The organism is Celeribacter sp. ULVN23_4, from assembly GCF_054788345.1.
Map to the genome: position 1 here is coordinate 510,360 of NZ_JBTVYO010000001.1, position 26,090 is coordinate 536,449.

Sequence of the window (26,090 nt, forward strand, 5' to 3'; positions counted from 1 at the left end):
TCCGCGACAGTAGCATAGCCGCCCCGGCTGTAAAGTTTTGTCAATCGCCTCACCGCCACATCCGTCAGCGCATAGCAAAAGGCGCCCCAAACGGAGCGCCTTTCAAATCTTAACCTAAGTGTGAAACTTAGTTGCCGGTCGCGGAGTCCAGCGAGATGGTCACGCCCGGGCCCATGGTGGAGGACACGGAGACCTTCTGCATGTAAGCGCCTTTGGCACCGGTCGGCTTGGCTTTTTGAACGGCATCCACGAAAGCGCGGATGTTTTCAGCCAGCTTGTCAGCGTCAAAAGAAGCTTTGCCAACACCAGCGTGCACAACACCGGCTTTTTCAGCCTTGAACTGCACTTCGCCGCCTTTGGCAGCTTCAACAGCCGCTTTGACGTCCATGGTCACGGTGCCAACCTTCGGGTTCGGCATCAGGTTGCGCGGGCCGAGGATTTTACCGAGACGGCCAACGATCGGCATCATGTCCGGGGTCGCAATGCAGCGATCGAACTCGATGGTGCCGCCCTGAATGGTTTCCATCAGGTCTTCTGCGCCCACGATGTCAGCGCCAGCAGCGGTTGCTTCGTCAGCTTTCGGGCCACGAGCAAACACGGCAACGCGGACGGTTTTACCCGTGCCGTTCGGCAGGGACACAACGCCGCGGACCATCTGGTCAGCGTGGCGCGGGTCAACACCGAGGTTCAGCGCGATTTCGATGGTCTCGTCGAATTTGGCGGTCGCGTTGGCTTTGATCAGCGCAACAGCTTCCTCAACGGAGACGTTATCTTTGCCTGCGAAAGCTTCACGGGCAGCAGCGGTACGTTTGCCAAGTTTCGCCATCACTTCACCTCGATGCCCATGGATTTCGCGGAGCCGACGATGATCTGCATTGCGCCTTCGATGTCGTTGGCGTTCAGATCTTTCATCTTCGCTTCAGCAATCTCGCGCACTTGTGCGAGAGTCACGGTTGCAACGACCTCACGGCCCGGGAGGGTCGCGCCTTTCGGACGGTTACGCTTACCAACCGGCTTCAAGCCAGCAGCCTTCTTGAGGTAGTAAGAAGCCGGCGGCGTCTTGATGTCCATCGAGAAGGATTTGTCGGAGTAGTAGGTGATCACGGTCGGGCACGGCGCACCGGCTTCCATATCCTGCGTCTTGGCGTTGAACGCCTTACAGAATTCCATGATGTTGATACCACGCTGACCGAGCGCCGGACCCACGGGCGGGGACGGGTTCGCTTGACCGGCGGGCACTTGCAGTTTCATCGTGCCTGCGAGTTTCTTAGCCATTGGCTTTCCTTTCAACTGCCGCAAAACGCGTTTTGCGGCGACTAAGTTGCGTGGTCGGGCTCAAGACGCGCGCGCCTCTTACCTCCCACGAGTGATGTCCAAGCCTGAAAGCTCAGACGCTCTCTCAGACCGTCTTGTTGACCTGAGTGAATTCCAGTTCGACCGGGGTGGCCCGGCCAAAGATCGAGACGGAAACCTTGAGGCGCTGATTGGTCTCGTCGACTTCCTCGACCATGCCGTCGAAGCCCTCGAAAGCGCCCTCGGCAACAGAAACCTGCTCGCCGACCTCAAAGGTGATCGTGGAGCGCGGCGCTTCCGCATTTTCCTCGACGCGACCGAGGATCGCCTCGACTTCGCTGTCACGCATCGGCATCGGCTTGCCGAAAGAACCGAGGAAACCCGTCACGCGGTTGATCGAGTTGATCAGGTGATAGCCCTGATCGGTCATGTCCATGCGGACAAGCACATAGCCCGGCATGAAACGACGCTCGGTCGTCACCTTTTTGCCCCGGCGCACTTCGATGACCTCTTCGGTCGGCACCAGCACTTCTTCGATCTGATCCTCAAGGCCCTTTTCTTCCACGGCCGTTTTGATCGCTTCGGCGACTTTTTTCTCGAAGTTCGAGAGAACGCTCACCGAATACCAACGCTTCGCCATGGTGCCTTTGCCTTTTCCTTTGCCCCGGCTTTCGCCAGGTCTTGTTAATTCCCTATCGCGCCCCAGAAGCGCGGCTCCCCGAAACAATAAAGCGGCGCGCAACTCGAATCGCTGCACGCCCGTCCCACAAGAGTGCGCTCGCTCTATACGTTCACGGACATAAGTTCAACCCTTTAGGGCTTCGGCAACCGCCCCGAACCCCGTCGGCAAGCCATCCTGCGATTCGAGATTTTTCGTTGCGAGATATTCCGCAATCCCCACATCCCCTTTCCGCTCGCTCCAGTCTCGCAGCGTACTGCGCTCGCCGGTATATTCGAAGAACGGCACACCATAGCCGCAGGAGCTTTGCGTCTCCTCAATCGACATCACGACAATCTGCCGGCTGCCGGGCAAATCCTTGCCGTTAAAATAGTTCTTCAAAAACGTATCGAACTCTTCCGTGCCCTTCAGGATCGAACGCCCTGTGCCGAAAAAGCGGATGATCATGGGTTGCTCTTCAAAAGAGCAGAACATCATGGTCATACGTCCATCCGCCAGCAAATGCGCTGCCGTCTCTGCGCCCGAGCCGGTCATGTCGAGATACATCGCCTCGTTAGGCCCGGTGATCCGCAGCGTGTCGGCGGTCGGGCGTGGAGACACGTTCACACGCGCTCCTTCTGCGGCGGTTGCCACAAAGAAAATCCTCTGACGCTCGACGATGCGGCGCAGAGGATCGGTGATGGTTTTGAAAAATTTTGCCATGGCGGGTCTCCTCTGAGACCCGCTTATACCGCAAAAGAGGTCAGCCGAACATGTTCAGGAAGTTGGTCAAACCGGTGCGGATCAGCAGATCGACAAGGAAAAAGAAGGTCGCGGTCAGCGCGGCCATGATGAACACCATCAAGGTGGTCAGCATCACTTCGCGACGCGTCGGCCAGACAATCTTCGACGCCTCGGCGCGCACCTGCTGGATGAACTGAAGCGGATTGGTTTTCGTGGCCATCTTTTCGTCCTGAACCTCTGATTACCCGGCGCAGATACGCGAGCGGAACGGCAATTTCAAGCCTGCTGGCCTGACCTTCTCACTTATTCGCGCAAATGCCGGTGGAAAATGGCAGGGGCAGCAGGGTTCGAACCCGCGACCTACGGTTTTGGAGACCGTCGCTCTACCAGCTGAGCTATACCCCTAAGGCCGAGGCACGAGATAGACAAGCCGTGCGCGCTTTGCAAGCCCGTTTTGTGGCTTTTCCTCTCTACCTCACCCGCCTCAGAACAAAAGCACCAGCGTCAGCCCCAGCGTCGAGACGAAAATCCAAGCCACAGCGCCCAAGAGCAGCGGGCGTCCGCCTTTCTGGCGCAGCTTGGCGACATGGGTTTCCAAGCCCATACCGGCCAGCGCCATCGTCAGAAAGAAAGCCGTAACATGGGACAGCGCATGGGTGGCTGCCTGAGGCACATCGATCAAGGAATTGAGGATCACCACCGCGATGAAGCCGAAAACAAACCACGGCATCGGTGCCCGGCCACCCGAAACGCCCTCGCGGCGCTGTGCCAAAGCACCGAGCGAGAGAATCAGTGGCGCCAGCATCAGCACCCGGCTCAGCTTCGCAATGGTCCCGGCCTGCCCTGCCGCATCGCCATGGGTAAAGGCCGCGCCCATCACCTGCGCCACCTCATGCACCGTCGCCCCGACCCAAAGGCCATAGCTTTCGGGCGCCAAGGCCAGAGCCCCACCCAAAACCGGCATGATCAACATCGACAACGTCCCGAACACGGTCACACAGGCGATGGCATAGGCGACATCCTCGTCCTCGCCGCGCGTCACCGTATTGACCGCAATCACAGCGGAGGCCCCGCAAACCGATGTCCCTGCGGCGATCAACTCTCCAAGTTTGCGATCCACTCCCAATACGCGCGCCATCGTCTTCGTGAAAATGAAGGTCGAGGTCAGAACCGCGGCCACGATCAGAATGCCATGCAAACCGATGCCTTCCAGCTGCCCCAGTGTGAGCTGGAACCCCATGAGCACGATGCCCGTGCGCAGCACTTTTTTGACCGACAGGCTCACCCCCGGCCCGAGCGCCGGTGCAAATCCCAAAGCATTCCGCAAGATGATCCCAGCCACCATCGCCAGCACCATCGGGCTGAGATAGGGCACACCGATCCAACGCCGCGCCAACATCGCAAGAGCGGCCAGTGCGCCGGTGGCGATCAGCCCCGGAGCATAGTGCCGCAGCGGCTCGATCCAATTGGATGTTGCGACAATCTCGCTCGCGTCTGTCATCGGCTTGCTCCTGAAAACAATTTCTTGCCGCTGGTATGCGCCGACGCTTTTCACAAATCTAAATGATTATTCTTGTCATTTTGTTCGATTTTATAAATGTATTATCCATGACCCTCGAACAGCTCCGCATTTTCCTCGCCGTCGCCGAACGATGCCATGTGACACAGGCCGCCGCCGCGCTGAGCCTGACGCAATCGGCCGTCTCTGCCGCGATCTCCGCGTTGGAGTCCCAACATGGCGTGAAGCTCTTTGACCGCGTTGGGCGTGGGATTGTGCTGACCGAAGAAGGTCGGCTGTTCATGCCCATGGCCCGCCGCGTGCTGACCGAGGCGCAAAGCGCGCAGACCGCGCTGGATGATCTCGCCGCAGAGCCACGCGGCACATTGCGGGTCTTCGCCAGCCAAACCGTCGCGAGCTATTGGCTCCCGCCACGGCTGATGGCGCTCCATGCGCGCCACGCCGGACTGGAGATCGCGCTCACCGTCGGCAACACGGCGCAGGCCGCAAAAGCTGTAAGCGAAGGCGCGGCGGATGTGGGTTTTGTTGAGGGCACTCTGCCCCCAAGCGCGTTGCACCATCAGGTCGTCGCCCGCGATGAACTGCTCCTCGCGATGCGAGACACCCATCCTCTGGCGGGGCGGGCCACCTACACCCCAGCGGATTACAAAGGGTTTATCTGGGTGCTCCGTGAGGAAGGCTCGGGGACGCGTTCAGAGAGTGAGGCGCACCTGCGCAATATGCACCTCACGCCCGCTGATCTCGATATCGCTTTGGAGCTGCCCTCGAATGAAGCAGTTCTCGCCGCGATCTCCGCCAGTGATGCGGTGAGCCTCGTCTCCCGCCGCGCCCTTCGGCAATCCGCGCTCACGCATATCATCGGCAAGGACATCACTTGGGCGCCCGCTCCGCTCCGCCCTTTTGCCTTGATCACGCACCCTGAACGTCACCGCACCCGCGCAACCGCCGCGCTTTTGGCCGTCATTGCGGATATGCGCAGCGAGGCCGAGTAAGCCACTCCTCACGTCGCAAGGATGCGCGACACCATAAAACGGATATCATCAAAGACGCTACCCTTGGCCCCAAGTCGGTTGATGCCGTCCGCACAGGCGATCACAAGCCCGGCAAGGTGATCCGCATCTTCGGCCCTGTCCTTTGCAAGGATATCAGCGAATTGCGCACGCAAATCCCGCTCGAATCGTTCGAATGCATCATTCGCGAGGTGCTTGGGCGCGGTGATCAGATCCGCCGCATGGGGTGAGTCGCCGAGCATCTCCTCAAGCACGCGGTATTTACCGTTGAGCCCAGCCGCGATTTTTTCCGCAGCAGTGCCCTCTGTCGCAAGCCCCGAAGAGACCGCCTCACGAAGCTTGCCCACAGCGTCACTTACGACACCCGCAAAAACCTCGTCCTTGCTTTTAAAGCGTCCGTAAAGCGTTGGCTTTGCAACAGAAGCCGCTTTCGCGATCGCCTCCATCGACGTGCCGCGCAACCCCTTTTCCAAAAACAGCGCGATGGCGGCCGCCAGAATACGGGCCGTGGTCGGATCGTCCTGCACTGTGCTCTGCGACTGTTGCGTCATCCCATGCTCCGTCACAGTCAAACCATCTCGGCTTGACTTTACGATATGAACGATTATCGTTCATATCGTTCACTTCACTTTCTTCTCAAGCGAGACCCAAATGACCGATACCGTCCTTCTCACCGGCGTCACCGGCTTCCTCGGAGGCCACTTGGCGCTCGATTTGCTCAATTCGGGCTATCATGTTCGCGGAAGCCTCCGCAATCCCGCCCGCGCCGACAAGACCCGCGCCGCTCTGGCACGCGCGGGAGCCGACACCTCACGCCTCAGCTTCGTTCAGCTTGATCTGATGGACGACAGCGGATGGGCAGAGGCCGCGAAAGGCGCACGCTTCATGATCCATTCCGCATCGCCCTTCGTGACAACCATGCCGAAAGACCCCCAAGAGCTTATCCGCCCTGCCGTCGCCGGCACCGAACGCGCGCTGCGCGCAGCCCTAGGCGCAGGGCTTGAACGTGTTGTTCTCACCTCGTCGATCATCACGATGAATTACGGGCTCAACAAAGATCGCCCGAACTTCATCACCGAGGGCCAATGGTCCAACCCCGAGGGCGGGCGGCTCACCGCCTACGGGCAATCCAAGGTCTATGCCGAGCGCCGCGCTTGGGAGATTGCCAAGGCCGAGACCCTGTCGCTCGCGACGGTGCAGCCGGGGTTCATCACAGGGCCTCTGATCGACGATGATCCGGGTGTCTCCGGCGCAGTGCTGTTGCGGATGCTCAAGGGGGGCTTCCCGATGTCCCCCAACCTGCACCTCAACATCGCCGACGCCCGCGATCTGGCGCGCATCCATGTCGCAGCACTGACCGCGCCGGGGTCCGATGGCAAACGTCATCCGGCAGGGTTTGATCCAATGTCCATCCGTGAGATCGCCGAAACCGTCGCCCGCGCCCACCCTGAACTGCGTTCCAAACTGCCGCTGCGGAATGCGCCGGATTGGTTGGTCCGGGTCATGGGGTTATTCGACGGCGACATCCGCGCCAATCTCAATGAGCTGAGCTATCGCCCGCGCTTCGATACCATTCGGGCCGAAGCATTGATGGGACGCAAGGCAATCGCGTCGCCACAATCGATCCTCGACATGTCTCAGTCGCTCATTGAACGCGGCCTCGTCGCCTCTGCCGGCACACGAGCCGCAGCTTGAGTGCAGCACCCTCGTCCGAAAAAGGGCCGCACTTTCGTGAGGTCCTTTCCATTCTCAGATCAGCGCGTCGGCCTCGGGTTCTCATTGCCTTTGCAAGCAAAGCCAACTGCCACCCGACGCTTGCACCGTCGCTTGGCTGCATCGACCTGATCACGCCTTTGCAAAAGAAAAGGCCCCGCCGAAGCGGAGCCTTCCCTTTTCCAACCATTCGCTAAAGCGAATTAGGCTTAAGCAAGGATCTTGGACACAACGCCCGAACCAACGGTGCGGCCGCCTTCGCGGATCGCGAAGCGGAGGCCTTCTTCCATGGCGATCGGAGCGATCAGCTCAGCGGAGAGCTTCAGGTTGTCGCCCGGCATCACCATCTCGGTGCCTTCCGGCAGGATGCAGGTCCCGGTCACGTCGGTGGTGCGGAAGTAGAACTGCGGACGGTAGTTCGCGAAGAACGGCGTGTGACGGCCACCTTCTTCTTTGGTGAGGATGTAGACCTCAGCCTCGAATTTGGTGTGCGGGTTCACAGAGCCCGGCTTACACAGAACCTGACCACGCTCAACGCCGTCACGGTCCACACCGCGCAGCAGCGCGCCGATGTTGTCGCCAGCTTCACCGCGATCAAGCAGCTTGCGGAACATTTCAACACCGGTACAGGTGGTTTTCTTGGTGTCGGTGATGCCAACGATTTCGATCTCGTCGCCCACGTTGATCACACCACGTTCCACACGGCCGGTCACAACCGTACCACGGCCGGAGATCGAGAACACGTCTTCGATCGGCATCAGGAACGGCTGGTCGATCGCACGCTCGGGTTCCGGGATGTACGCGTCAACAGCGGCCATCAGTTCTTTGATCTTGTTCTCGCCGATTTCCGGATCGCGGCCTTCCATAGCGGCCAGAGCCGAACCTGCGATGATCGGAATATCGTCGCCCGGGAAGTCGTATTCGGACAGAAGTTCGCGAACTTCCATTTCGACGAGTTCGAGAAGCTCTTCGTCGTCAACCTGATCAACTTTGTTCAGGAACACGACCAGAGCCGGAACGCCAACCTGACGGGCGAGCAGGATGTGCTCACGGGTCTGCGGCATCGGGCCGTCAGCCGCGTTCACAACCAGGATACCGCCGTCCATCTGCGCCGCACCGGTGATCATGTTTTTCACGTAGTCAGCGTGACCGGGGCAGTCAACGTGGGCGTAGTGACGGTTCTCGGTCTCGTACTCAACGTGTGCCGTCGAGATCGTGATACCGCGAGCTTTCTCTTCCGGCGCGCCGTCAATCTGGTCGTAGGCTTTGAAGTCACCAAAGTATTTGGTGATCGCTGCCGTCAGAGTGGTTTTACCGTGGTCGACGTGACCGATCGTACCGATGTTCACGTGCGGTTTGGAACGCTCAAACTTTTCCTTAGCCATATCGAGGCGCCTCTTGGTTGGAAGGGCCGGTCATCTGGCCCGAAATTAACATCGCGGGCTAGGTAGTGGCTTCGGACGGGAAAATCAAGCGTCAGTTGCTATTTGCGGCCTCTGCAGCAGCATCTGGTGCAAGAACGTCAAGCGCCGCCTGCGCCTCCTCCGCATCCGAGCTTTCCGCCTCGATGGGTTCGATGCCGAACCACTGGCCGTTTTCCTGCAACCAGCGCTCGACTTTAAGTGCCGCATTTCGGCTCAAAATCTCGAGTTGTTCCTCTTTCGTCCGCGTCAGACCAGAGCCGATCACGGTCTCTCCCGACAGGCTTTCAAACACAGTCAAAAGCTTGGGTTTTTCGGTCAGTTTCTGAGCCTGCGAATCGTCCCAGACGTTGACAGACAGCACCAGAACGGACTTCGGCGTGAAAAGAACCGGAATGCCCGGCGCCGCAAGCCCGTAGGCATCGACCTTGATTCCGATGTGATAGAGTTTATCGCCATCATAGCGGCCAAGGCGGGCCTGCATCGCCGCTTTCAACGCTGTTTCGATTTCCTCCTCCGACTCGGTCCGAGAGAACGGCGCTTTCGTAGCGTCTTTCGCGATCACGACGTTATGGCCGAAGGAAAAATCACCGAGGTTCACCAAAGGCGTCTCTTCCGTCACCTCCTTGGCATCCCCGCAAGCGGTCAGGGCAAGAAGCGTGAGGCCAAGAAAAGCACGACGGGCGATGTGAAACACGGGACAGATCCTCCAGATGGTCGAAGCAAAGTGGTAACGGCAAAGCCGTCAGGGCGCAATGTTGTTGCTTTTGCGCTTGGTATCCTTGGCCGTGTCGCCGCAGATCGTCTGGAGCGCATGCCAAGCAAGAGGCGACAAAAACGGCTTGTCGCTGGCTGCGAACCCTTCGGCAGCCTCTTCGGCGCGAGCCACCCGGTCACCAAGTTTCGGGTGAGACGCCAGATGCGACGCGAGCCCTTCGCTGTCGCCATATTCTTCCTTGAGACGCTCGAACAACGGGGCAAGCGCCCCCGGAGAGACTCCCGCCTTGGGCAAAAGCGCATGGGCATAGGCATCGGCGGCACTTTCCGCGCCTTGGGAATATTGCGCGTTGACCAGTTGATTGACGCCCAAAAGCACCACCGTGCCGCCCGCAAAATCGCCGAACACCAGTGAAAGCACCCCGAAGGTGCCGACAGAGCGCAGCGCATGGCGGGTCGGGTCACGATGGGCGACATGGCCCATCTCATGGGCGATGACGGCGGCGACCTCTTCCGGTGTCTCGGCCGCGTCAATCAGGCCGCGCATGACGACGATACGCCCGCCGGGCAGAGCAAAGGCGTTGATCATGTCGTGATCGAGCACCGTCAGCTCCACAGCCGCGCGGTCGAGATCAGACACCGCAAGCAATTTGCGCTCCATCTGCTCAAGCGCCATGACACCGTTCGGCTCGGAACATTCATTCACCGGCAGAACCGCGCCGAGACTGTCACGTACCTGCTGATAGGTCTTATCGCCCAGCGCACGTTCGCCCTCCACCGGAAGGCCCGCCGCAAGCTGATCTGCGATCAAAGGGATCAACATGAACACGATCACCCCGACAGAGGCCACCGCGCCAGCGATCAACGCCGCCAACCGCCCCTTGCCGCTCACCGGCGCTTTCCGGGTGAGGTTCGGAGCCAGTTCCTCAAGCGCGGCGCACAGATGGGCGTCGCGGACATAAAGCCGCGCGGTCGGGGTCAGCACGTTGGTATAGACGCCGAAAGGCACCTTGCCCCATTTCAACCCGCTTTGCCCCTCGACATGGCGCAGATGCGACAAGGGCCAGTTCCAGCGCTGCTCGACGCCGTCCTCGTTCGTGTAAGACAGATCAAGCGCCGCATCCCCGTCGCGCAAGAGTGCATAGACCTCATGCCGGGCCGCCGTCTTGCCGTCGACCAGTTCACAACGCACGCCTTCCGGGGTCGGTGCCCAGGGACCGGAAACACTCATATCGCCGCCCCCAGATCAAAGGCCTCTGCAATGCCTTCCGCTTGCGAGGCCTCATCGCGATCTCGTTGACGGATCTGCGCGAGATGCTCGCCGCCCGTCAGGGAGAGGGTGTTCGCATAATGACGCCAGGTCGGGAAAACGACGAAGCATTGACGGAAGACGGAAAAGAACAGGAAGGTCACCATGTAGAGAAAGAGGGCGAAAAAGACGGTGATCTCGGCGGAGGGCATCCCCTCTTCGCCAATGGCGGTCCCCTCGCTCACCGCGCCCGATGCGAAGATGCCGAAATCCGCGAGACCGGGATAGATCAGCACCAAGAGTAGCGACGCCAAAGCCCCGACCGCAAAGGTCGCTGCCGCCGTCGCGAGGTTGGTCAGCAGATAGCCACCGAAATTGATCCCGAGCACGCGCGTGAAAGACAGGTTCGAGATCAACCCGACCTCCCCGGCCGTTTTGTGATTGGCCAGATAGCGCAACGCAACGACCCGGTAGCGGGTGTAGAAGAACAGCGCGACAAGAAGGCTCAGCACAATGATCAGAGGCACCAGCCCGATCAGAATCGCGGTATCCTCAGACAGTTCAGAGAACCGCCACGCCATGATCCCGCCAGCAATCGCGGGCACCCAGAGGATGATCAAAACCGGCAGAAAGGGCTTTAGAAGCCCTGTCCACTTGCCGCCCTGATACAGTCTTTGAGACCCGAAGAAGGTGCGATCCGTGCGGAATTTCTCAAGCTTGAAGGTCATGCGCGGCCAGAGCAGACCGAGGGTGACCAAAGCCAGAAAGAGATGCCCCATCGCCGTCAGAGCATATTTCCCCGCCGCAGGTTCCAGCCCAAAGCGGATACCGCGCCAGCGGGTGCGGGCATAGACATAGCGCTTGGCCCGATAAGAGGCGAAATAGATCAGCGGCAGGGCGATCAGCGCCGCCGCCAGATAGGCCTCGAAATCTTCGTTGAAGAGGACGTAGGAGGCATAAACCAGAAGCAGCGCCAGCACGCCGATCAACAGCGCGAGAAACACGAGGGCGATCAGAAACCCGGTGAACTTCTCAATCCCCTTGCCGACATATTCGAGCGGCGTTCCTCCGGGGCGCACGGCGGACCAAAAATGCCGCCGCAGCCGGGTTTTCATCCAGAAGCGGTAAAAGCCCAGGGTGAGCACGGTGAGGATCGCGGTCCACAGCGAGAGCCGCAAAAGCGGACCGACCCGTCCTTCAAATTCCGTGTTTACCAACTGCGCCATTTACCCCACCCCGAAACACACTCAGGAAAACTTGTTATCCCTCGGGAAGCCATGCGGTGGCGCCTTGCCGACACCGGCGCGTTTGCCGAGCCACTGGGTCATGTCTTTCTCCGTGCGGGTATTGCCCCCACCCATGGTCCAGCTCAGACCCTGCTCCCAGTCAAAGGTCGTCAGATCGCAAAGCCCGCCATCGAGTTCGAGCATCCCCTGCGCGCCGCGCGCCTGATTGTATTTCTGCAAGCGGACACCTTTGCCCCGTCCAAGTTCCGGCACATCGGCCAACGGGAAGACGAGGAAGCGGCGATTCTCGGAACAGACAGCGACGTGATCGCCTTTGATCCGGTGCACCACCGTCGCCTTTTCGTCATCCTTGACGTTGAGCACCTGCTTGCCGCTGCGGGTTTGAGCAATCACGTCTTTTTCCGCGATCTGGAAGCCATTGCCCGCGTTCGAGGCGACGAGCAGCTTGCCCTCTGGATCGTGTTTGAAGATATCGATGATCTCCACCTCGTTCGGCAAATCGACCATCAAGCGCACAGGCTCGCCCATACCGCGCCCACCGGGAAGGTTGGCGGCAGAGAGCGTGTAGAACCGTCCCGCAGTGCCCATGATGATCAACCGATCCGTGGTCTCCGCGTGGAAGATGAACCGCGGGCCGTCACCGTCCTTGAACTTCAGCTCGCGATTGAGATCGATATGACCGGACATGGCCCGAATCCACCCCATTTGCGACAGGACGACGGTGATCGGCTCGCGCTCGATCATCGCTTCCAAAGGCACGTCCTCGACCTCGGCGGCTTCCGCGAATTGCGACAGGCGCGCGCCGCGCGGACCGTAATCCTTGCCGAATTGCTTCTTGGTCTCTTTCAGCTCTTCAGAAATACGCTGCCATTGCAGGTCTTCGGAGCCAAGCAATTCCACCAGCCCGGCCTTCTCCGCCAGAAGCGCGTCGCGTTCCTTGACCAGTTCGATCTCTTCGAGGCGGCGCAAAGACCGCAGGCGCATATTGAGGATCGCCTCGGCCTGCACCTCGGTCAACTCGCCCTGACCTTCCGGCGCCGGGAGCGGCGATTTGTAATCGCGCTCCGACATGGCGCGCGGGAAGTCCTGCCCCCAGACCTCGGCCATCAAGGCCGCTTTGGGGTCATCATCATAGCGGATGATGTCGATCACGCGGTCGAGGTTCAGGAAGGCGATGATGAAGCCTTCGAGCACTTCGAGACGGTGGTCGATCTTTTCCAGACGGTGCTGCGAGCGGCGTTGCAACACGACGCGGCGGTGATCGAGCCAGGCGCGCAGCACTTCCTTGAGCGAGCAGACCTTCGGCGTCCGCCCGTCGATCAGCACGTTCATGTTGAGCGAGAATCGCGTCTCAAGATCGGAGTTGCGGAACAGCGTGTTCATCAGCACGTCCGGGTCGACGTTCTTCGACTTCGGCTCGAGAATGACGCGAATGTCTTCGGCGCTCTCGTCGCGCACATCGGCGAGGATCGGGACTTTCTTGGTTTGGATCAGTTCCGCGAGTTTCTCGATCAGCTTGGATTTTTGAACCTGATAGGGGATTTCGGTGACGACGATCTGCCAGACGCCGCGCCCCAAATCCTCGACCTCCCATTTCGCCCGAAGCCGGAAGGACCCTCGCCCGGTCGCATAGGTTTTCGCCATGCTTTCGCGCGGTTCGACGATAACGCCGCCGGTCGGGAAATCCGGGCCTTTGACGTAGTTGAGCAATGTATCGTCGCGCACATCCGGGGTCTTGATCATATGAAGGGAAGCGTCGATCAACTCGCCGATGTTATGCGGCGGGATGTTCGTCGCCATACCGACCGCGATCCCCGACGAGCCATTGGCCAAGAGGTTCGGGAAAGCGGCGGGCAGCACCTCAGGCTCGCGCAGCGTGCCGTCGTAGTTGTCCCGATAATCGACCGCATCCTCGTTGAGCCCCTCAAGCAGAGCTTCCGCAGCGATGGTCATCCGCGCCTCGGTGTAACGCGAGGCCGCCGGGTTGTCGCCGTCGATGTTGCCGAAGTTCCCCTGCCCGTCCACAAGCGGATAACGGACGTTAAAATCCTGCGCCAAACGCGCCATCGCGTCGTAAATCGCGGCGTCGCCATGCGGGTGATAGTTACCCATCACGTCACCGGAGATTTTCGCGGATTTACGGAAGCCCCCCGTCGCGGACAGTCGCAGCTCACGCATGGCGTAGAGAATGCGCCGGTGTACGGGTTTCAAACCATCACGCGCATCGGGCAGCGCACGGTGCATGATCGTCGAGAGCGCATACTGAAGGTAACGCTCGCCGATCGCACGGCGCAGGGGCTCGAAGCTTTCGCCCAGCGGCGCGTCTTCGTTGTCGGGATCTTGGGTCAAATCACTGCTCATGAAAAAGATGAATACCCGCCCGCCACGGGCCGGGCAAGCGCATCTGAACCCCGCCTCGCAGTTGAAATCAAGTTAGGTGGAATATCGCGGAACTTTTCCCCATTCGAAGCGTTAGTTCATCAGGTACAATGAGGTCAACAAGCTGGGGGGCTTGGTTATGCTGCGATTGACTTTGATTACTCTGTGCGGTCTCTGGGCTGCTTTTATGACACTCGGTCGAGACCTGTCTGCTCAAGAGCAGGCGGCCTATGATGCACGTCAGGCGGCGAAGACCTCGCTCATGGCGCAGCTTTCGACGACGTTTTCCGATGCTTTCGGCACGACGAGCCAACGACGGGGCGCGTATGTTCCGACATTGGCAGAGCTGGCTGAGAAGGCACCACAACCTACGACGAATGAGACGTTCGTCCAGAAGGCCAGCCTGACGACAGCCTCTGGTCTGAGCGCTCAACCCGCAGTTTTTAAGCCCCAAATCGCCACCACTACCGTCTCAGACCCCCAGAAAATGGCCGCCGTTCTGAATGGCACAGCGGAAAACGAGATTGTGCTCAAAAAAGTCACCGCAAACCGCGTCAACGTGCGCTCCGGCCCCTCCACATCCCATGAGGTTCTTGGTCAGGTCGTTCATGCCGATATCGTTCAGATCATTTCGTCCGCTGAAAACGGCTGGATCAAAATCTCGGTCGAGGGCGACGGGGTAGAAGGCTACATGGCTGCAAAATTTCTGACCGAACTGACAGACTGAAATATCAGGTGAAAGACGTTCCCTCGACGTCTTTCATAAGCTAAGCCTTTCCCGATTTCCTCGGGAAAGGCTTTTTTCATGCGCACCATTCTGATCACCGGCTGCTCCAGCGGCATCGGCTATCACGCGGCACATCATCTGAAATCTCTGGGCTGGCGCGTCTTTGCGACCTGCCGTTCCGAGGAAGATGTCGCGCGCTTAAACGAAGAAGGGCTTGAAAGCCTGCAACTCGATTACGAAGACCCGGCGTCCATCGAGGCCGCATGGGCCGAGGTCATGACCCGCACCGGCGGCTCCCTGGATGCGCTGTTCAACAACGGGGCCTACGCGATCCCCGCGCTGATCGAAGACCTGCCAGTCGCCGCTCTGCGCCAGCATTTCGAGGCGAATCTCTTTGGCTGGCACGATCTGACCCAACGCGCAGCGAAAGTGATGCGCGAGCAAGGCCATGGGCGCATCGTGCAATGTTCCTCCGTTCTGGGCTTCATCACCACGAAATTCCGAGGCTCTTATTCCGCCACGAAACATGCGCTTGAGGCCCTGAGCACGGCGCTGCGTCTCGAAATGCGCGGCACGGGCGTTCATGTCTCGATTATTCAGCCCGGCCCGATCCGTACCGACTTCCGCCTCAATTCGCGCAAACAGTTTGACCGCTGGATCGACTGGAAAAACAGCCCACAATCGTCGCGCTACGCGACCCTCACCAAACGGCTCTACGCCGACACCACCAAGCCGGATGCCTTCGAGCTTGGACCAGAAGCGGTGACGGACAAACTGCTCCGTGCGCTTGAGGACAAGACCCCGAAAGCCCGCTATCAAGTGACGAAAGTCACAGTCTTCACCTCCCTCGCGCTCCGCTTCCTGCCCGCCCGTGTCAGCGAATGGATGATGTCCAAAGGCTAGGCTCCGCTCCGCAAACGCGCTATGGCTGGTCAAACGCCCAGAAAAGCGCACCGGAAATCAGCGAGGAGGAGCCGCTCATGTCCGATACATTTCTCTATGTCATCGGGGCCGCCTGCCTTCTTGTGCTGGTCATTCTTGCGCTCGGCATCGGCCAGTTCGGACGCGGCGGCGTCGAGGGGGCGAAACGATCCAACAAACTCATGCAGGCCCGTATTCTCGCGCAGCTCGGCGCGGTGATCCTTGTGGTGATCTACGTGGCGCTGCGCAAATCTGGAAACTGACATGGTTGTTTTGAACAAGATCTACACCCGCACCGGCGACAAGGGCGACACCTCTTTGGGCGATATGTCCCGCGCGCCGAAACATGCAACGCGCGTGTCCTCTTACGGCACGGTTGATGAAACCAACGCGATCCTCGGACTTGCCCGTTTGCATGCCGAGGGCGACACAGACGCCGCCCTGTCCCGCATCCAGAACGACCTTTTCGATTTGGGCGCTGATCTGGCCCGCCCAAACATGGCCGCCGATTCTGAGGCCGGATACCCGGTGCTTCGTATCATCGACGCGCAGGTCGAACGCCTTGAAACCGAGATCGATGCCATGACCGCCGTGCTCGAACCGCTGAAAAGCTTCATCTTGCCGGCGGGCTCTCCCCTCTCCGCGCATCTGCACCACGCCCGCACCGTCGCCCGCCGAGCCGAGCGGATCGCGACCGAGCTGGCCGCAGAGGAAAACGGCGATGTGAACCCCGCTGCGGTCAAATATCTCAACCGCCTGTCCGACTGGCTGTTCTGTGCTGCCCGGATGGCCAATGACGATGGCAAGAACGATGTTCTCTGGGTTCCCGGTGCAAATCGGTAAGACGTTTCGCCAAAATGACGCTGCGACACAAAATGTCCCGAACGTGACGTTCGGGCTGCGTCTTTTTGCCGTTTGGGGCTATTTTCTGCATGAGCAAACGGCTAACAAGAGTGCCGGAGAGCTTTAAGAGCGCCCTGCGGGGCAGACTGCTATAGGGAGTTTACGCAAATGAAGGTGCTTGTGCCTGTCAAACGCGTGATCGACTACAACGTGAAGGTCAAAGTGAAGACCGATGGCACGGGTGTCGATCTTGCAAACGTGAAAATGTCGATGAACCCGTTCGACGAGATTTCTGTCGAAGAGGCGATCCGCCTCAAGGAAGCCGGGATCGCGAGTGAAGTGGTCATCGTTTCCATCGGCGAGAAAAAAGCGACGGATACGATCCGCAACGCGCTCGCCATGGGGGCCGACCGCGGCATCCTCGTGACCGAGGACCAAGGCGTCGACATCGAACCGCTCGCCGTCGCGAAAATTCTCGCGAAGATTGTCGAAGAAGAAGCACCGGAACTGGTGATCCTCGGCAAACAGGCGATCGACAACGATATGAACGCGACGGGCCAGATGCTCGCAGCACTTCTGGGCTGGGGTCAGGCGACCTTCGCCTCCGAAGTGCTGATTTCCGAGGGCAAAGCGGTCGTGACCCGCGAGGTGGATGGCGGTCTTCAGACCATTTCCGTCGCCCTCCCGGCCATCGTCACCACCGACCTGCGCCTCAACGAGCCGCGCTATGCCTCTCTGCCGAACATCATGAAGGCAAAGAAAAAGCCACTCGAAGAGAAAACCGCTGCGGATTACGGCGTCGACACCAGCCCGCGCCTCACGGTCGTCACGACCGAAGAGCCCGCTGGCCGCGAAGCCGGGATCAAGGTTGGCTCCGTCGATGAGCTTATTGCGAAACTCAAAGAGGGAGGTCTCGTCTGATGGCTGTTCTCTGTCTTGCTGAAGTGGCGGGCGGCGCGGTTGCGCTCGACGCCACCGCGAAAGCCGTTTCCGCCTCCGCGAAACTGGGCGACGTGACCCTTTTGGTCTGCGGCGCGCCGGGCGATGAGGCCGCGAAGCTTGAAGGCGTGTCCAAGGTGCTGGTCGCCGATGACGCCGCCTACTCCCATGGTCTCGCTGAAAACCTTGCCGCTCTGATCGTGTCTCTGGCGGGCGACTATTCCCACATCACCGCCCCTGCGACCACCACCGGCAAAAACGTCCTGCCGCGCGTGGCCGCGCTTCTCGACGTGATGGTGATTTCTGATGTGATCGAGGTTGTGGACGCCGACACGTTCAAACGTCCGGTCTATGCGGGCAACGCGGTCCAGACCGTGAAATCCGGTGATGCAGTGAAGGTCATCTCCTTCCGCACCTCCACCTTCGACGCAGCGGGCGCTACCGGCTCCGCAGCTGTCGAAGCGGCTGCAAGCGCGGGCGACAAGGGTCTCTCGTCCTTTGTCGAGGACAAGGTTGTCGAAAGCGATCGCCCGGAACTCACCTCCGCAAAAATCGTCGTCTCCGGCGGCCGTGGCGTGGGCTCCGAGGAAAGCTTTGCGATCATCGAAGCTCTGGCCGACAAGCTCGGCGCTGCGGTCGGCGCATCGCGCGCTGCGGTCGACAGCGGCTTTGCTCCGAACGATCAGCAAGTGGGCCAGACCGGCAAGGTCGTCGCCCCCGAGCTGTACATCGCCTGCGGCATCTCCGGTGCGATCCAGCACCTTGCCGGGATGAAGGACTCGAAAGTCATCGTCGCGATCAACAAGGACGAAGAAGCCCCGATCTTCCAGGTCGCCGACTTCGGCCTCGTCGCAGACCTTTTTGACGCCGTTCCGGAACTGACCGAGAAGCTTTGATAAATCTCTAAAAGAATGGACAAAAGGCCCGCCAAATTGGTGGGCCTTTTTGCTTGAGATGGGTCACAAAATGCGGGCAAGCGACTCTCTGAGCGCGTCTGCCGCCTTGGCATGGGCGACGGGACCGAGCATCTCCCGCGCGGCGGGCGCGTCGAGATCGGAATAGGTCATAAGACCGTAGCCCTGTTCGATTTCTTCTGGTGTGACGACGACCTCCACGACGTCTTTGACCAGCGGTCGGATGTCCTCGATCATCTCTCGTGTGACGAACAACGGGTCCGCACCAATCGCCTCACAGGCCGCCTCGTCCTCCGGCGCATGATCCGACACCCAAAGCAAAATCAGCTCGCCATGTAGTTTCTGCGCCATCGTCCGCATCCGCGCCCCCCAGGCATCGCGCAACTCTTGGCGCACCATCGAGAACTTCTCTTCCGAGACCTGCTCCAAGGTCTGAAGCAAATGCCGCGTGAAATTGAAGTCAGTGAAATCTACCTCGCGATAGATTGTCCGGAGCAGTGTTGAGGCGCGCAGGAAGCGGTCGTTGCGGCGTTGATGCACCGCGTAGAACCGGTTCGACATATTCTGGGCGCCGGAAATTTGCAGCACGGTCATCTTCGCCTTGGCGCAAATGTCGAGAATGCTGTCGTCGCCGAGGAAGACATCGAGCCCTGCGTTGACACAGCCAAGGTTCACGGTCTCGATCCCCGTACCCGCCTCCACCAGATCGGCGAAGGGCGCCTCGATATATTTGCCATAGGTTTCCGTGCCACCAAGGAAGACCACGTAAGGCACATCCAAGTCCTTTTGCGGCCCGCGGAAAAGCAGTTTCGATGTGCCATACCGGCACGGATTGTAGGTCAGGGCGCCGTCGCCCATGTTCTGATAAGCCATGTGTCCACCCACTGGTTCGTATTTCACCCGCAGAGCAGAGTCGCAGAGACAGGTTGCGAAATCGCTAAGCCGACAATTCATCATAGATTTTACAGGTCAGCTTCCCTGCCTTACCCCTTGAACCGAATGCAGCGTGGGGCGTAAGCTCCTGCGAAACCGAGCCAAGGAGTGAGCGGCATGGGCATCGAAAAAGTGGGCGTCGTCGGCGCCGGTCAGATGGGCAACGGGATCGCGCATGTCTTCGCGCTCGGGGGCTATCACGTCCTGCTGAACGACATCTCCCAAGACGCGCTGAACAAGGCCGTCGAAACCATCACAAAGAACCTCGATCGACAAGTGTCGCGCGAGAAAATCACGCAAGAAGAACGGGATAGCGCACTTTCCCGCATCACCACGACGCTCAAGCTCGAAGACCTCGGCGCGACTGATCTGGTGATCGAAGCGGCGACCGAGCGCGAGGACGTCAAGAACGCCATTTTTGAGCGCCTGCTGCCGCATCTGAAGCCCGAGACGATCCTGACTTCGAACACCTCTTCGATCTCGATCACCCGCCTCGCGTCCCGCACCGACCGACCGGAAAAATTCATGGGGTTCCATTTCATGAACCCGGTGCCGGTGATGAAACTGGTCGAACTTATTCGCGGCATCGCCACCGATGAAGAAACCTACCAGATGCTTCTGGGCGTGGTCGAATCGCTCGGCAAAACCGCAGCCTCCGCCGAAGATTTCCCGGCCTTCATCGTGAACCGCATTCTGATGCCGATGATCAACGAAGCCGTTTACACGCTTTACGAAGGCGTCGGGTCGGTGAAGTCCATCGACGAGTCGATGAAGCTTGGTGCGAACCATCCGATGGGACCGCTGGAACTTGCGGATTTCATCGGATTGGACACCTGTCTGGCGATCATGAATGTGCTGCACGACGGGTTGGCGGACACCAAATATCGGCCCTGCCCGCTGTTGACGAAATATGTTGAGGCCGGGTGGCTGGGCCGCAAAACCCAGCGCGGGTTCTACGATTACCGCGGGGAAACACCCGTTCCGACGCGGTAAAATCCCGGTCGATAGAGACAAAACAAAGGGGCCACTCAGGCCCCTTTTTCAATGTCGGCAAAGCGTCGGACTTTTGTCGGACTTTTGTCGGACCCTAAGCGTCGCTCAAAAGGCGTTACTGATCCCCCAAAGCCAAAGTGTGCTCACGCATCCAGTCCATGAACTCGCGGGTCTTGCTCTGCCACGGCTCAAGATCGGCCGGGCTCAACGGATCGCCGATGATCGGGGCCTGCGGCTTGTCCAACGCCTTGGCGATTTCATGCAGCAAGAGGCCCTGACGGACGCTCGCCGAAAGCTTGTCGGCCATATGATAGAGCCGCGTATTGTGTCCGGTGAAATGGATCGGCAACACGGTTGCGCCGGATTTCAGAACCATCTTCGCCGTGAACGGGTTCCACGGCTTTTCCTGCACCGGGCCCCACCAGGTCTCGGAGGTCGCCACGGCACCCGCCGGGAACAGGATGATCACCCCACCCTCTTTGAGAGTCGCCATCGCCTCATTGCGCATTTTGATCGACGCGCGGTGGCTGTCGGGCTCATGCGGGAAGGGCACAGGCAGCATGAAGTGATCGATCTCGCGAATGCCTGTGAGAAGCGAACGGGTGAGAATCTTGTAATCGGTACGGACCTGACCGATCAGTTCGGCCATCACCAGACCGTCCACCAGCCCGTGCGGGTGGTTTGCGACCACGACGAGCGGTCCCTCTGCCGGGATCTTGGCGATTTGCTCTGCGGGGGTCTTCACCTCGATCCCCATGACCTCAAGCGCCTGACGGAAGAACGGCTGGCCCATCGGCGTTCCCATCCGCTCGAAGCGGCGGATGCGGCGCAGAAGCGGCAGTTTGCCCGTAACCCATTCGATCGACCGAATGATCGCGACTTTCGACGGGTCGGAAAAGGTTCCGGCATAGGACAGCTTGCGGCCATCATAGCGGACGAAATCGGGATCGCCGGGTTTCGGCGCGTGGTCTGGAGTGTAGTCCGGGGCGTGGATCTCCGTCCCTTGGTCTTCGGGGTGAGACACTTTACATATCCTCGCCAAATCTGTCCTTGATCAGGGCTTCAAGCGCATCGGCCAAAGCGTCCGCGTCAGCCCCCTTTGTGGTGACGTCAATAGTCGTTCCTTTGGAAGCTGCCAACATCAAAAGCCCCATGATGCTGTCGCCGCCCGTACTCAGACCGTCTTTCGACACCTCCGCCTGCGCGTCGAACTCCTCGACCGTTTCCACGAATTTCGCCGACGCCCGCGCGTGGAGCCCCTTCACATTCACGATCTCATGTGTGCGCGTAACAGACGCCATCTCTCCTCCTAAAACCCTGTTCTTTATTATTTACTTATCCGGTCAGCGGCCCTGAACGTCGAAACTGTCGATATATTTGCGCCCGGCATCCAATGCGTTGCCAACCGCCTCCGCAACGGTTTTGTGGCGCGACTTGGCGAGCTTGATCAGCATCGGCAAATTCGCGCCATAAATGATTTTCCTGTCATCATGATGACACGCCATCAACGAAAGATTGGACGGGCTTCCGCCGAACATATCCGTCACGACGACGACGCCGTCGCCAGCATCAACCTCGTCCGCCGCGTCGCAGATTTCGCGCTGCTTCAAAGAGCGGTCATGGTCCGGCTCGATGGAAATCGCTTCGATTCCCGTCTGCTTGCCCACGACATGCTCCACGGCGGCCAGATATTCCTTGGCCAGCCCACCATGCGCGACGATGACGATTCCGATCACGCCAGATACCCCGATCAGGTGCCGCCCATGCGGCGTTCAAGTTCTCTGTGTCTTATTGACACCGGCCAATTATGTTCCGCAAGGGCTTTGGACAGAATTTCGGCGAGCGTCACCGATCTGTGTTGCCCCCCGGTACATCCGAAAGCGATGGAAAGGTGTTTCTTGCCCTCTTCCTTATAGGCGGGCAGCAAAAGGAGGGTCAGCTCAAGCACCTTAGTGAAGAACGCCGCAAAGCGCGGGTCATTTTGGACATAGGCCTGCACCTTCTCATCCGTGCCGTTGAGGCTGCGCAGAGATGCATCCCAATAGGGGTTCGCGAGGAAGCGAACATCGAACACCATATCGACGCCCCGCGGCATGCCGCGTTTGTAGGAGAAGCTGTGCACCGAAACGGCCATTTCCGCCTCGCGCCCTTCGGCGAACCAGCGTTCGATCTCGTCGCGAAGCTGATGCGGCGTCATCTCGGATGTGTCGATCAAGATGTCGGCGCGGGTGCGGATCGGCACCAAAAGGTCGGTCTCGCGCGTCACCCCATCCTGAACGGTTTCGGCGGGAGCCAACGGGTGACGGCGGCGGGTTTCCGAATAGCGGCGGATCAGCACTTCCGCCGAGCTATCGAGGAACAGCACCTCGGCGTCATAGCCGGGATTGCGCCGCAGCTCGTCGATCAGCTCATAGAGGCCCGTCACGGAAAAATCGCGGTTGCGCACGTCGAGACCGAGCGCCAGCGGGCGACTGAGCCGCTCCCCCTCAAGAAGACGCGGCAGGAGCGACATCGGCAGGTTGTCGATCACCTCATAGCCGAGGTCTTCGAGCGCGTTGATGGCCGTCGAACGCCCGGCCCCCGAAGGGCCAGTGACCAGCACGATGCGCTGGGGGGCGTTGATCTGAGGGCTCTGTCCGTCCTCGGGACTGCTCACGCGCACCGGCCTCCTTTGAGCCATTGGATCAGGGCCGGGGCGAACTGCGGCCCCTCGACCTTGAAAAACAGGGGAATCGAGACTCCCAACAGAACCTTTTCCCGCAGGGGAGGCAAGCGGTCGGTTTCGCTTTGCGACAGATCGACGACCGCCCTGATGCGCACATGTGACAGCGGCGCGGCACGGAGCAGCCCAAGTCCGCGGGCTTCGATCATGCCGGACAGGGTCGCGGGCGCGGAACCATAGAGCCCATCAGCCTCTCGGCGCAACTCCGTGCGGTCATCGGAGACCAGATGCGCCCCAAACGCCATGAGCGTCAGGGCGAGCGTCGATTTTCCGCTACCAGAAGGCCCGAGGATCAGAAGACCGCTATCCGCGTCCAGTGCAACGCAGGAGGCATGAAGGTTCAGAGGCTGCGCGCCGTCCTCGCCCATGGCTCAGACCGGCAAGCCCACGACAAAACGCGCGCCCAGCGGATCGGAGGTGACATCGGCATCGGTCGGACGGATGTTTTCCGCCCAGATCACGCCGCCATGCGCCTCAATAATCTGCTTCGAGATCGCAAGCCCGAGACCGGAGTTGTTGCCGAACTGACCTTCCGGGCGTTCCGAATAGAAGCGTTTGAAGATCTTGGTCAGCGCCTCTTCAGGTATGCCGGGACCGGTATCCTCAACCACAACAAGCACGCGGTGATCACGCTTGCGGACCCAGACCCGGATTGCATCGCCATCTTCGCAGAAGGAAATTGCGTTGGTGATCAGGTTCACGAAGACCTGCGCCAGCCGCGCTTCGAGACCCGAGATGACAATCGGTTTCTCCGGCATGTCGGCAATGAATTCGACGCCTTTTTCCTGCGCTTCCTGCGACAGGTAGTCGATCAGGTTGCCCAGCATCTGGAGCAGGTTGAACTCTTCCTCATCCTCTTTCACCAGTTCACTGTCGAGACGCGAGGCGTTGGAGATGTCAGACACGAGACGGTCGAGGCGGCGCACATCATGCTCGATCACATCGAGCAGTTTGTTGCGGTGCTCTTCTTTCTTAATCATCCGCAGCGAGCCAACAGCAGAGCGCAGCGAAGCCAGCGGGTTCTTGATCTCATGGGCGACGTCGGCGGCAAATTGTTCGTTCGCGTCAATCCGGTCATAGAGCGCGGAGACCATGCCCCGCAGCGCCGAAGACAAACGGCCGATCTCGTCGGGGCGACCAGAGAGATCGGGAATACGCACGCGGCCCGGCGCCACCGTGCGGCTGTTCTTGTCGCGGCCGATCTCAGCCGCCGCAGCCAGATCGGCAAGCGGGTTGGCGATGGTGGAGGCCAGAACGAGGCTCAAACCGACGGAAACGAGAATGGCGATAACAAAGACCTGCAAGATTTGCTCGCGCTCGACGCGGACCAAATCGTCGATCTCCCCCTCGCCGGACGTCAGACCAATCGCGCCGATGGTCATCGGCCCGTCAGCGGTCTGCACCGTGATCGGCGCGGCGACGGTGAAGACCGTGGAACCTGCGGCATTGACACTGGTGTTAACCTGCAACTCGTTGTTCAGCGCCGGAGCAATGAGCCTGGCGACATGCTCGGCTGAGTTGGTGGGATGCTCTTCCTGCGGTCCCTTGGCGAGATTAACCGCGGACCACACTTTGTTCAGAAAGTCTGAGATGACGGTCGAACGCTCATTATGCTCGATACCCACACCTCTGACCAATTCGCTGCGCGGCAAACCTTCGGTCGAGGCGATCAGTGCGCCTTCGGTGTCATAGACATAGACCTGTTCGCGCAGCGGCAATTCCAGCCTCGCGAGCACAGCGGCAATTTTTTCGCCGCCCTCCCCCGCGTCGAGCTTGCCCTCCGCCCCCGCAGACAGTTCCAGCATATCGGCGACCAAAGCGGCCTCCGTGATCATCGCCATCTCACGTTGCGTGACGAGACTGTCACGGAACGGGTTGAGATAGAGAATACCCGCGACCATGAGAATGATCGCGACGAGGTTGAAGGTGATGATCTTCTGCGCCAGAGGCGAGCGGTTTACGGCGATGAAGCGGCGATGTTCCCGCTTCGCACGCAGCTCCGCATCGGAGGTGCGCGGCGCAATCCAATCGTCCCCGAGCACGACATCGGTCTCATCCTTGCCATGCGTCTTGGTGCGGCTCATGCCGGAAGAACGGAACATTACTCTTCGTTGTACCTGTAGCCGATGCCGTAAAGGGTTTCGATCGCCGAGAAGTCAGGATCGGCCGAGCGCATTTTCTTGCGCAGGCGTTTGATGTGGCTGTCGATCGTACGGTCATCGACATAGACCTGATCGTCGTAAGCGACATCCATCAACTGATCGCGGGATTTCACAAAACCGGGGCGTTGCGCGAGGGCCTGAAGCAGAAGGAATTCGGTGACGGTCAAGGTCACGTCACGGCCCTTCCAGGTCACCGCATGACGCAGCGGATCCATTTCCAATTCGCCGCGCACCAGAATTTTGGTTTCTTCGGTTTCCACCACATCGACGCCATCAATCGCTTCTTGGCGGCGCAGGAGCGCGCGAATGCGCTCCACGAGCAGACGTTGGGAAAACGGTTTCTTGACGTAATCGTCGGCGCCCATGCGCAGGCCGAGTACCTCGTCGATCTCATCATCCTTGGAAGTCAGGAAAATCACCGGCATGTTGGTTTTCTGTCGCACGCGCTGCAACAGGTCCATGCCATCCATGCGCGGCATCTTGATGTCAAAAACGGCCATATCCGGGAGACGTTTGTTGAACGCGTCCAGGGCCGACTGGCCATCATTGTAGGTTTCCACTTCGAAGCCCTCGGCTTCGAGGGTCATGGAAACGGAAGTCAGGATATTCCGGTCGTCATCAACCAAGGCGATACGCGACATGCACTGTTCCCTTCAACTGCTCAACACATTTTGTTTTTTTCGGACATAATCGGCATTTCAGCACTTCAAATCAAGCGAAACCACGAATCAGTCGTGATACTCAGAGCCATGAAACTCAAAAAATGACAAGGAATGACTAATATATCTCACTCGCTATCGCGACAAAATGCCATTTATGCTCATGATTCTGGCCACTTATGATATGTTTAAGCTTGTTTGCGCTACCTCGTGCATGGTTGCGCTAACCTTGACCTGTGTCCTATTTACCGCAGGGACAACCGTGATATAGCACAAGCGTCGGGCGCGCTGCCGCCCCGGGCGCGAAGGGCCCTTTTCGCGTCAGAG

General features: G+C 59.6%; 29 protein-coding genes and 1 tRNA gene. 9 read left to right on the forward strand and 21 right to left on the reverse strand.

All coding sequences use genetic code 11. The features are described 5' to 3' along the window. Positions 1-127: 127 nt before the first annotated feature. From rplA to ACYBHZ_RS02550, 7 genes are all read right to left on the reverse strand, one after another. The gene (gene rplA / locus ACYBHZ_RS02520) at positions 128-826 is read right to left on the reverse strand and encodes a 50S ribosomal protein L1 (protein ID WP_460272598.1); all 699 of its coding nucleotides are present in this window, start codon (positions 824-826) and stop codon (positions 128-130) included. After that, positions 826-1,275, reverse strand: coding sequence for a 50S ribosomal protein L11 (rplK, locus tag ACYBHZ_RS02525; protein WP_460272599.1), 450 nt, complete (start codon positions 1,273-1,275; stop codon positions 826-828). Before rplK ends, rplA begins: the two co-directional genes overlap by 1 nt. 124 nt (positions 1,276-1,399) lie before the next feature. Then, positions 1,400-1,933, reverse strand: a complete 534-nt coding sequence (nusG, locus tag ACYBHZ_RS02530; RefSeq protein ID WP_460272600.1) for a transcription termination/antitermination protein NusG — start codon at positions 1,931-1,933, stop codon at positions 1,400-1,402. A gap of 165 nt (positions 1,934-2,098) precedes the next feature. Then, positions 2,099-2,674, reverse strand: a complete 576-nt coding sequence (locus ACYBHZ_RS02535; protein WP_460272601.1) for a pyridoxamine 5'-phosphate oxidase family protein — start codon at positions 2,672-2,674, stop codon at positions 2,099-2,101. A gap of 40 nt (positions 2,675-2,714) precedes the next feature. Continuing rightward, positions 2,715-2,915 carry a preprotein translocase subunit SecE gene (secE, locus tag ACYBHZ_RS02540; protein ID WP_460272602.1) on the reverse strand — a complete coding sequence of 67 codons (201 nt, stop codon included), beginning with the start codon at positions 2,913-2,915 and terminating at the stop codon, positions 2,715-2,717. 109 nt (positions 2,916-3,024) lie between these two features. Next, a tRNA-Trp gene (locus ACYBHZ_RS02545) sits at positions 3,025-3,100 on the reverse strand. A 79-nt stretch (positions 3,101-3,179) separates the two neighbouring features. Further along, entirely contained in the window at positions 3,180-4,196 is a 1,017-nt protein-coding gene (locus ACYBHZ_RS02550; RefSeq protein ID WP_460272603.1) for a YeiH family protein, read from the reverse strand. Between the two features lie 107 nt (positions 4,197-4,303). Here ACYBHZ_RS02550 and ACYBHZ_RS02555 point away from each other — a divergent pair, with 107 nt between their 5' ends. Then, positions 4,304-5,206 (forward strand): LysR family transcriptional regulator, encoded by a 903-nt coding sequence (locus ACYBHZ_RS02555; RefSeq protein ID WP_460272604.1) that lies wholly within the window; start codon positions 4,304-4,306, stop codon positions 5,204-5,206. Positions 5,207-5,214: 8 nt separating this feature from the next. On the opposite strand, the gene ACYBHZ_RS02560 is transcribed toward ACYBHZ_RS02555, so the two are convergent. Continuing rightward, a complete protein-coding gene (locus ACYBHZ_RS02560) occupies positions 5,215-5,775 on the reverse strand; it encodes a TetR/AcrR family transcriptional regulator (RefSeq protein WP_460272605.1) in 561 nt (186 codons plus the stop codon). A gap of 100 nt (positions 5,776-5,875) precedes the next feature. Here ACYBHZ_RS02560 and ACYBHZ_RS02565 point away from each other — a divergent pair, with 100 nt between their 5' ends. After that, complete coding sequence (locus ACYBHZ_RS02565) at positions 5,876-6,919, forward strand: NAD-dependent epimerase/dehydratase family protein (protein ID WP_460272606.1); 1,044 nt, start codon at positions 5,876-5,878, stop codon at positions 6,917-6,919. A gap of 227 nt (positions 6,920-7,146) precedes the next feature. Here ACYBHZ_RS02565 and tuf read toward each other — a convergent pair whose 3' ends face one another. The 5 genes from tuf to ACYBHZ_RS02590 form a co-directional block, all read right to left on the reverse strand. Then, complete coding sequence (gene tuf / locus ACYBHZ_RS02570; RefSeq protein ID WP_460272588.1) at positions 7,147-8,322, reverse strand: elongation factor Tu; 1,176 nt, start codon at positions 8,320-8,322, stop codon at positions 7,147-7,149. 91 nt (positions 8,323-8,413) lie between these two features. After that, on the reverse strand, positions 8,414-9,055 hold the full coding sequence (locus ACYBHZ_RS02575; protein WP_460272607.1) for a hypothetical protein: 642 nt from the start codon (positions 9,053-9,055) through the stop codon (positions 8,414-8,416). A gap of 48 nt (positions 9,056-9,103) precedes the next feature. Continuing rightward, complete coding sequence (locus ACYBHZ_RS02580; RefSeq protein WP_460272608.1) at positions 9,104-10,306, reverse strand: M48 family metallopeptidase; 1,203 nt, start codon at positions 10,304-10,306, stop codon at positions 9,104-9,106. Then, entirely contained in the window at positions 10,303-11,550 is a 1,248-nt protein-coding gene (locus ACYBHZ_RS02585; protein ID WP_460272609.1) for a DUF898 family protein, read from the reverse strand. Before ACYBHZ_RS02585 ends, ACYBHZ_RS02580 begins: the two co-directional genes overlap by 4 nt. 21 nt (positions 11,551-11,571) lie before the next feature. Next, positions 11,572-13,932 carry a DNA topoisomerase IV subunit A gene (locus ACYBHZ_RS02590; protein WP_460272610.1) on the reverse strand — a complete coding sequence of 787 codons (2,361 nt, stop codon included), beginning with the start codon at positions 13,930-13,932 and terminating at the stop codon, positions 11,572-11,574. Between the two features lie 205 nt (positions 13,933-14,137). Between ACYBHZ_RS02590 and ACYBHZ_RS02595 the strand changes: the two genes are divergently transcribed. From ACYBHZ_RS02595 to ACYBHZ_RS02620, 6 genes are all read left to right on the forward strand, one after another. Continuing rightward, positions 14,138-14,677 (forward strand): SH3 domain-containing protein, encoded by a 540-nt coding sequence (locus ACYBHZ_RS02595; RefSeq protein WP_460272611.1) that lies wholly within the window; start codon positions 14,138-14,140, stop codon positions 14,675-14,677. Between the two features lie 78 nt (positions 14,678-14,755). Next, positions 14,756-15,580: an SDR family NAD(P)-dependent oxidoreductase gene (locus ACYBHZ_RS02600; protein WP_460272612.1), complete on the forward strand. Its 825-nt coding sequence runs from the start codon at positions 14,756-14,758 to the stop codon at positions 15,578-15,580. A 77-nt stretch (positions 15,581-15,657) separates the two neighbouring features. Next, positions 15,658-15,861 carry a twin transmembrane helix small protein gene (locus ACYBHZ_RS02605; RefSeq protein WP_460272613.1) on the forward strand — a complete coding sequence of 68 codons (204 nt, stop codon included), beginning with the start codon at positions 15,658-15,660 and terminating at the stop codon, positions 15,859-15,861. A 1-nt stretch (position 15,862) separates the two neighbouring features. After that, on the forward strand, positions 15,863-16,441 hold the full coding sequence (locus ACYBHZ_RS02610) for a cob(I)yrinic acid a,c-diamide adenosyltransferase (RefSeq protein ID WP_460272614.1): 579 nt from the start codon (positions 15,863-15,865) through the stop codon (positions 16,439-16,441). Between the two features lie 168 nt (positions 16,442-16,609). Next, positions 16,610-17,362, forward strand: a complete 753-nt coding sequence (locus ACYBHZ_RS02615) for an electron transfer flavoprotein subunit beta/FixA family protein (protein WP_460272615.1) — start codon at positions 16,610-16,612, stop codon at positions 17,360-17,362. Further along, the gene (locus ACYBHZ_RS02620; protein ID WP_460272616.1) at positions 17,362-18,276 is read left to right on the forward strand and encodes an electron transfer flavoprotein subunit alpha/FixB family protein; all 915 of its coding nucleotides are present in this window, start codon (positions 17,362-17,364) and stop codon (positions 18,274-18,276) included. Before ACYBHZ_RS02615 ends, ACYBHZ_RS02620 begins: the two co-directional genes overlap by 1 nt. Before the next feature lie 63 nt (positions 18,277-18,339). Here the strand turns inward: ACYBHZ_RS02620 and ACYBHZ_RS02625 are convergent, their stop codons facing one another. Beyond that, entirely contained in the window at positions 18,340-19,167 is an 828-nt protein-coding gene (locus ACYBHZ_RS02625; RefSeq protein WP_460272617.1) for a DUF6473 family protein, read from the reverse strand. A 177-nt stretch (positions 19,168-19,344) separates the two neighbouring features. On the opposite strand from ACYBHZ_RS02625, the gene ACYBHZ_RS02630 reads away from it, so the two are divergent. Further along, positions 19,345-20,220 (forward strand): 3-hydroxybutyryl-CoA dehydrogenase, encoded by an 876-nt coding sequence (locus ACYBHZ_RS02630; protein WP_460272618.1) that lies wholly within the window; start codon positions 19,345-19,347, stop codon positions 20,218-20,220. A gap of 115 nt (positions 20,221-20,335) precedes the next feature. Here the strand turns inward: ACYBHZ_RS02630 and ACYBHZ_RS02635 are convergent, their stop codons facing one another. Genes ACYBHZ_RS02635 through ACYBHZ_RS02665 form a run of 7 tightly spaced genes read right to left on the reverse strand, consistent with a single transcriptional unit; the run spans position 20,336 to position 25,745 of the window. Beyond that, a complete protein-coding gene (locus tag ACYBHZ_RS02635) occupies positions 20,336-21,244 on the reverse strand; it encodes a lysophospholipid acyltransferase family protein (RefSeq protein ID WP_460272619.1) in 909 nt (302 codons plus the stop codon). Position 21,245: 1 nt separating this feature from the next. Then, entirely contained in the window at positions 21,246-21,521 is a 276-nt protein-coding gene (locus ACYBHZ_RS02640; RefSeq protein WP_460272620.1) for an HPr family phosphocarrier protein, read from the reverse strand. 42 nt (positions 21,522-21,563) lie between these two features. Then, on the reverse strand, positions 21,564-21,956 hold the full coding sequence (locus ACYBHZ_RS02645; RefSeq protein WP_460272621.1) for a PTS sugar transporter subunit IIA: 393 nt from the start codon (positions 21,954-21,956) through the stop codon (positions 21,564-21,566). Between the two features lie 14 nt (positions 21,957-21,970). Then, the gene (gene rapZ, locus ACYBHZ_RS02650; protein ID WP_460272622.1) at positions 21,971-22,876 is read right to left on the reverse strand and encodes an RNase adapter RapZ; all 906 of its coding nucleotides are present in this window, start codon (positions 22,874-22,876) and stop codon (positions 21,971-21,973) included. Next, a complete protein-coding gene (locus tag ACYBHZ_RS02655; RefSeq protein WP_460272623.1) occupies positions 22,873-23,310 on the reverse strand; it encodes an HPr kinase/phosphorylase in 438 nt (145 codons plus the stop codon). The genes rapZ and ACYBHZ_RS02655 overlap by 4 nt, the downstream gene beginning before the upstream one ends. 3 nt (positions 23,311-23,313) lie before the next feature. Continuing rightward, positions 23,314-25,044, reverse strand: coding sequence for a sensor histidine kinase (locus ACYBHZ_RS02660; protein ID WP_460272624.1), 1,731 nt, complete (start codon positions 25,042-25,044; stop codon positions 23,314-23,316). Beyond that, positions 25,044-25,745 carry a response regulator transcription factor gene (locus ACYBHZ_RS02665; RefSeq protein ID WP_460272625.1) on the reverse strand — a complete coding sequence of 234 codons (702 nt, stop codon included), beginning with the start codon at positions 25,743-25,745 and terminating at the stop codon, positions 25,044-25,046. Before ACYBHZ_RS02665 ends, ACYBHZ_RS02660 begins: the two co-directional genes overlap by 1 nt. Positions 25,746-26,090: the final 345 nt, after the last annotated feature.

Coding starts and splice junctions, on each gene's coding strand:
- nusG (WP_460272600.1), bottom strand. CDS start 1,933: ATGGCGAAGCGTTGGTATTCGGTGAGCGTTCTCTCGAACTTCGAGAAA.
- ACYBHZ_RS02590 (WP_460272610.1), bottom strand. CDS start 13,932: ATGAGCAGTGATTTGACCCAAGATCCCGACAACGAAGACGCGCCGCTG.
- ACYBHZ_RS02555 (WP_460272604.1), top strand. CDS start 4,304: ATGACCCTCGAACAGCTCCGCATTTTCCTCGCCGTCGCCGAACGATGC.
- ACYBHZ_RS02630 (WP_460272618.1), top strand. CDS start 19,345: ATGGGCATCGAAAAAGTGGGCGTCGTCGGCGCCGGTCAGATGGGCAAC.
- rplA (WP_460272598.1), bottom strand. CDS start 826: ATGGCGAAACTTGGCAAACGTACCGCTGCTGCCCGTGAAGCTTTCGCA.
- ACYBHZ_RS02640 (WP_460272620.1), bottom strand. CDS start 21,521: ATGGCGTCTGTTACGCGCACACATGAGATCGTGAATGTGAAGGGGCTC.
- ACYBHZ_RS02585 (WP_460272609.1), bottom strand. CDS start 11,550: ATGGCGCAGTTGGTAAACACGGAATTTGAAGGACGGGTCGGTCCGCTT.
- ACYBHZ_RS02610 (WP_460272614.1), top strand. CDS start 15,863: ATGGTTGTTTTGAACAAGATCTACACCCGCACCGGCGACAAGGGCGAC.
- ACYBHZ_RS02580 (WP_460272608.1), bottom strand. CDS start 10,306: ATGAGTGTTTCCGGTCCCTGGGCACCGACCCCGGAAGGCGTGCGTTGT.
- ACYBHZ_RS02550 (WP_460272603.1), bottom strand. CDS start 4,196: ATGACAGACGCGAGCGAGATTGTCGCAACATCCAATTGGATCGAGCCG.
- rplK (WP_460272599.1), bottom strand. CDS start 1,275: ATGGCTAAGAAACTCGCAGGCACGATGAAACTGCAAGTGCCCGCCGGT.
- tuf (WP_460272588.1), bottom strand. CDS start 8,322: ATGGCTAAGGAAAAGTTTGAGCGTTCCAAACCGCACGTGAACATCGGT.
- ACYBHZ_RS02655 (WP_460272623.1), bottom strand. CDS start 23,310: ATGGGCGAGGACGGCGCGCAGCCTCTGAACCTTCATGCCTCCTGCGTT.
- ACYBHZ_RS02595 (WP_460272611.1), top strand. CDS start 14,138: ATGACACTCGGTCGAGACCTGTCTGCTCAAGAGCAGGCGGCCTATGAT.
- ACYBHZ_RS02560 (WP_460272605.1), bottom strand. CDS start 5,775: ATGACGCAACAGTCGCAGAGCACAGTGCAGGACGATCCGACCACGGCC.
- secE (WP_460272602.1), bottom strand. CDS start 2,915: ATGGCCACGAAAACCAATCCGCTTCAGTTCATCCAGCAGGTGCGCGCC.
- ACYBHZ_RS02565 (WP_460272606.1), top strand. CDS start 5,876: ATGACCGATACCGTCCTTCTCACCGGCGTCACCGGCTTCCTCGGAGGC.
- ACYBHZ_RS02625 (WP_460272617.1), bottom strand. CDS start 19,167: ATGGCTTATCAGAACATGGGCGACGGCGCCCTGACCTACAATCCGTGC.
- ACYBHZ_RS02605 (WP_460272613.1), top strand. CDS start 15,658: ATGTCCGATACATTTCTCTATGTCATCGGGGCCGCCTGCCTTCTTGTG.
- ACYBHZ_RS02600 (WP_460272612.1), top strand. CDS start 14,756: ATGCGCACCATTCTGATCACCGGCTGCTCCAGCGGCATCGGCTATCAC.
- ACYBHZ_RS02665 (WP_460272625.1), bottom strand. CDS start 25,745: ATGTCGCGTATCGCCTTGGTTGATGACGACCGGAATATCCTGACTTCC.
- ACYBHZ_RS02620 (WP_460272616.1), top strand. CDS start 17,362: ATGGCTGTTCTCTGTCTTGCTGAAGTGGCGGGCGGCGCGGTTGCGCTC.
- ACYBHZ_RS02660 (WP_460272624.1), bottom strand. CDS start 25,044: ATGTTCCGTTCTTCCGGCATGAGCCGCACCAAGACGCATGGCAAGGAT.
- ACYBHZ_RS02615 (WP_460272615.1), top strand. CDS start 16,610: ATGAAGGTGCTTGTGCCTGTCAAACGCGTGATCGACTACAACGTGAAG.
- ACYBHZ_RS02535 (WP_460272601.1), bottom strand. CDS start 2,674: ATGGCAAAATTTTTCAAAACCATCACCGATCCTCTGCGCCGCATCGTC.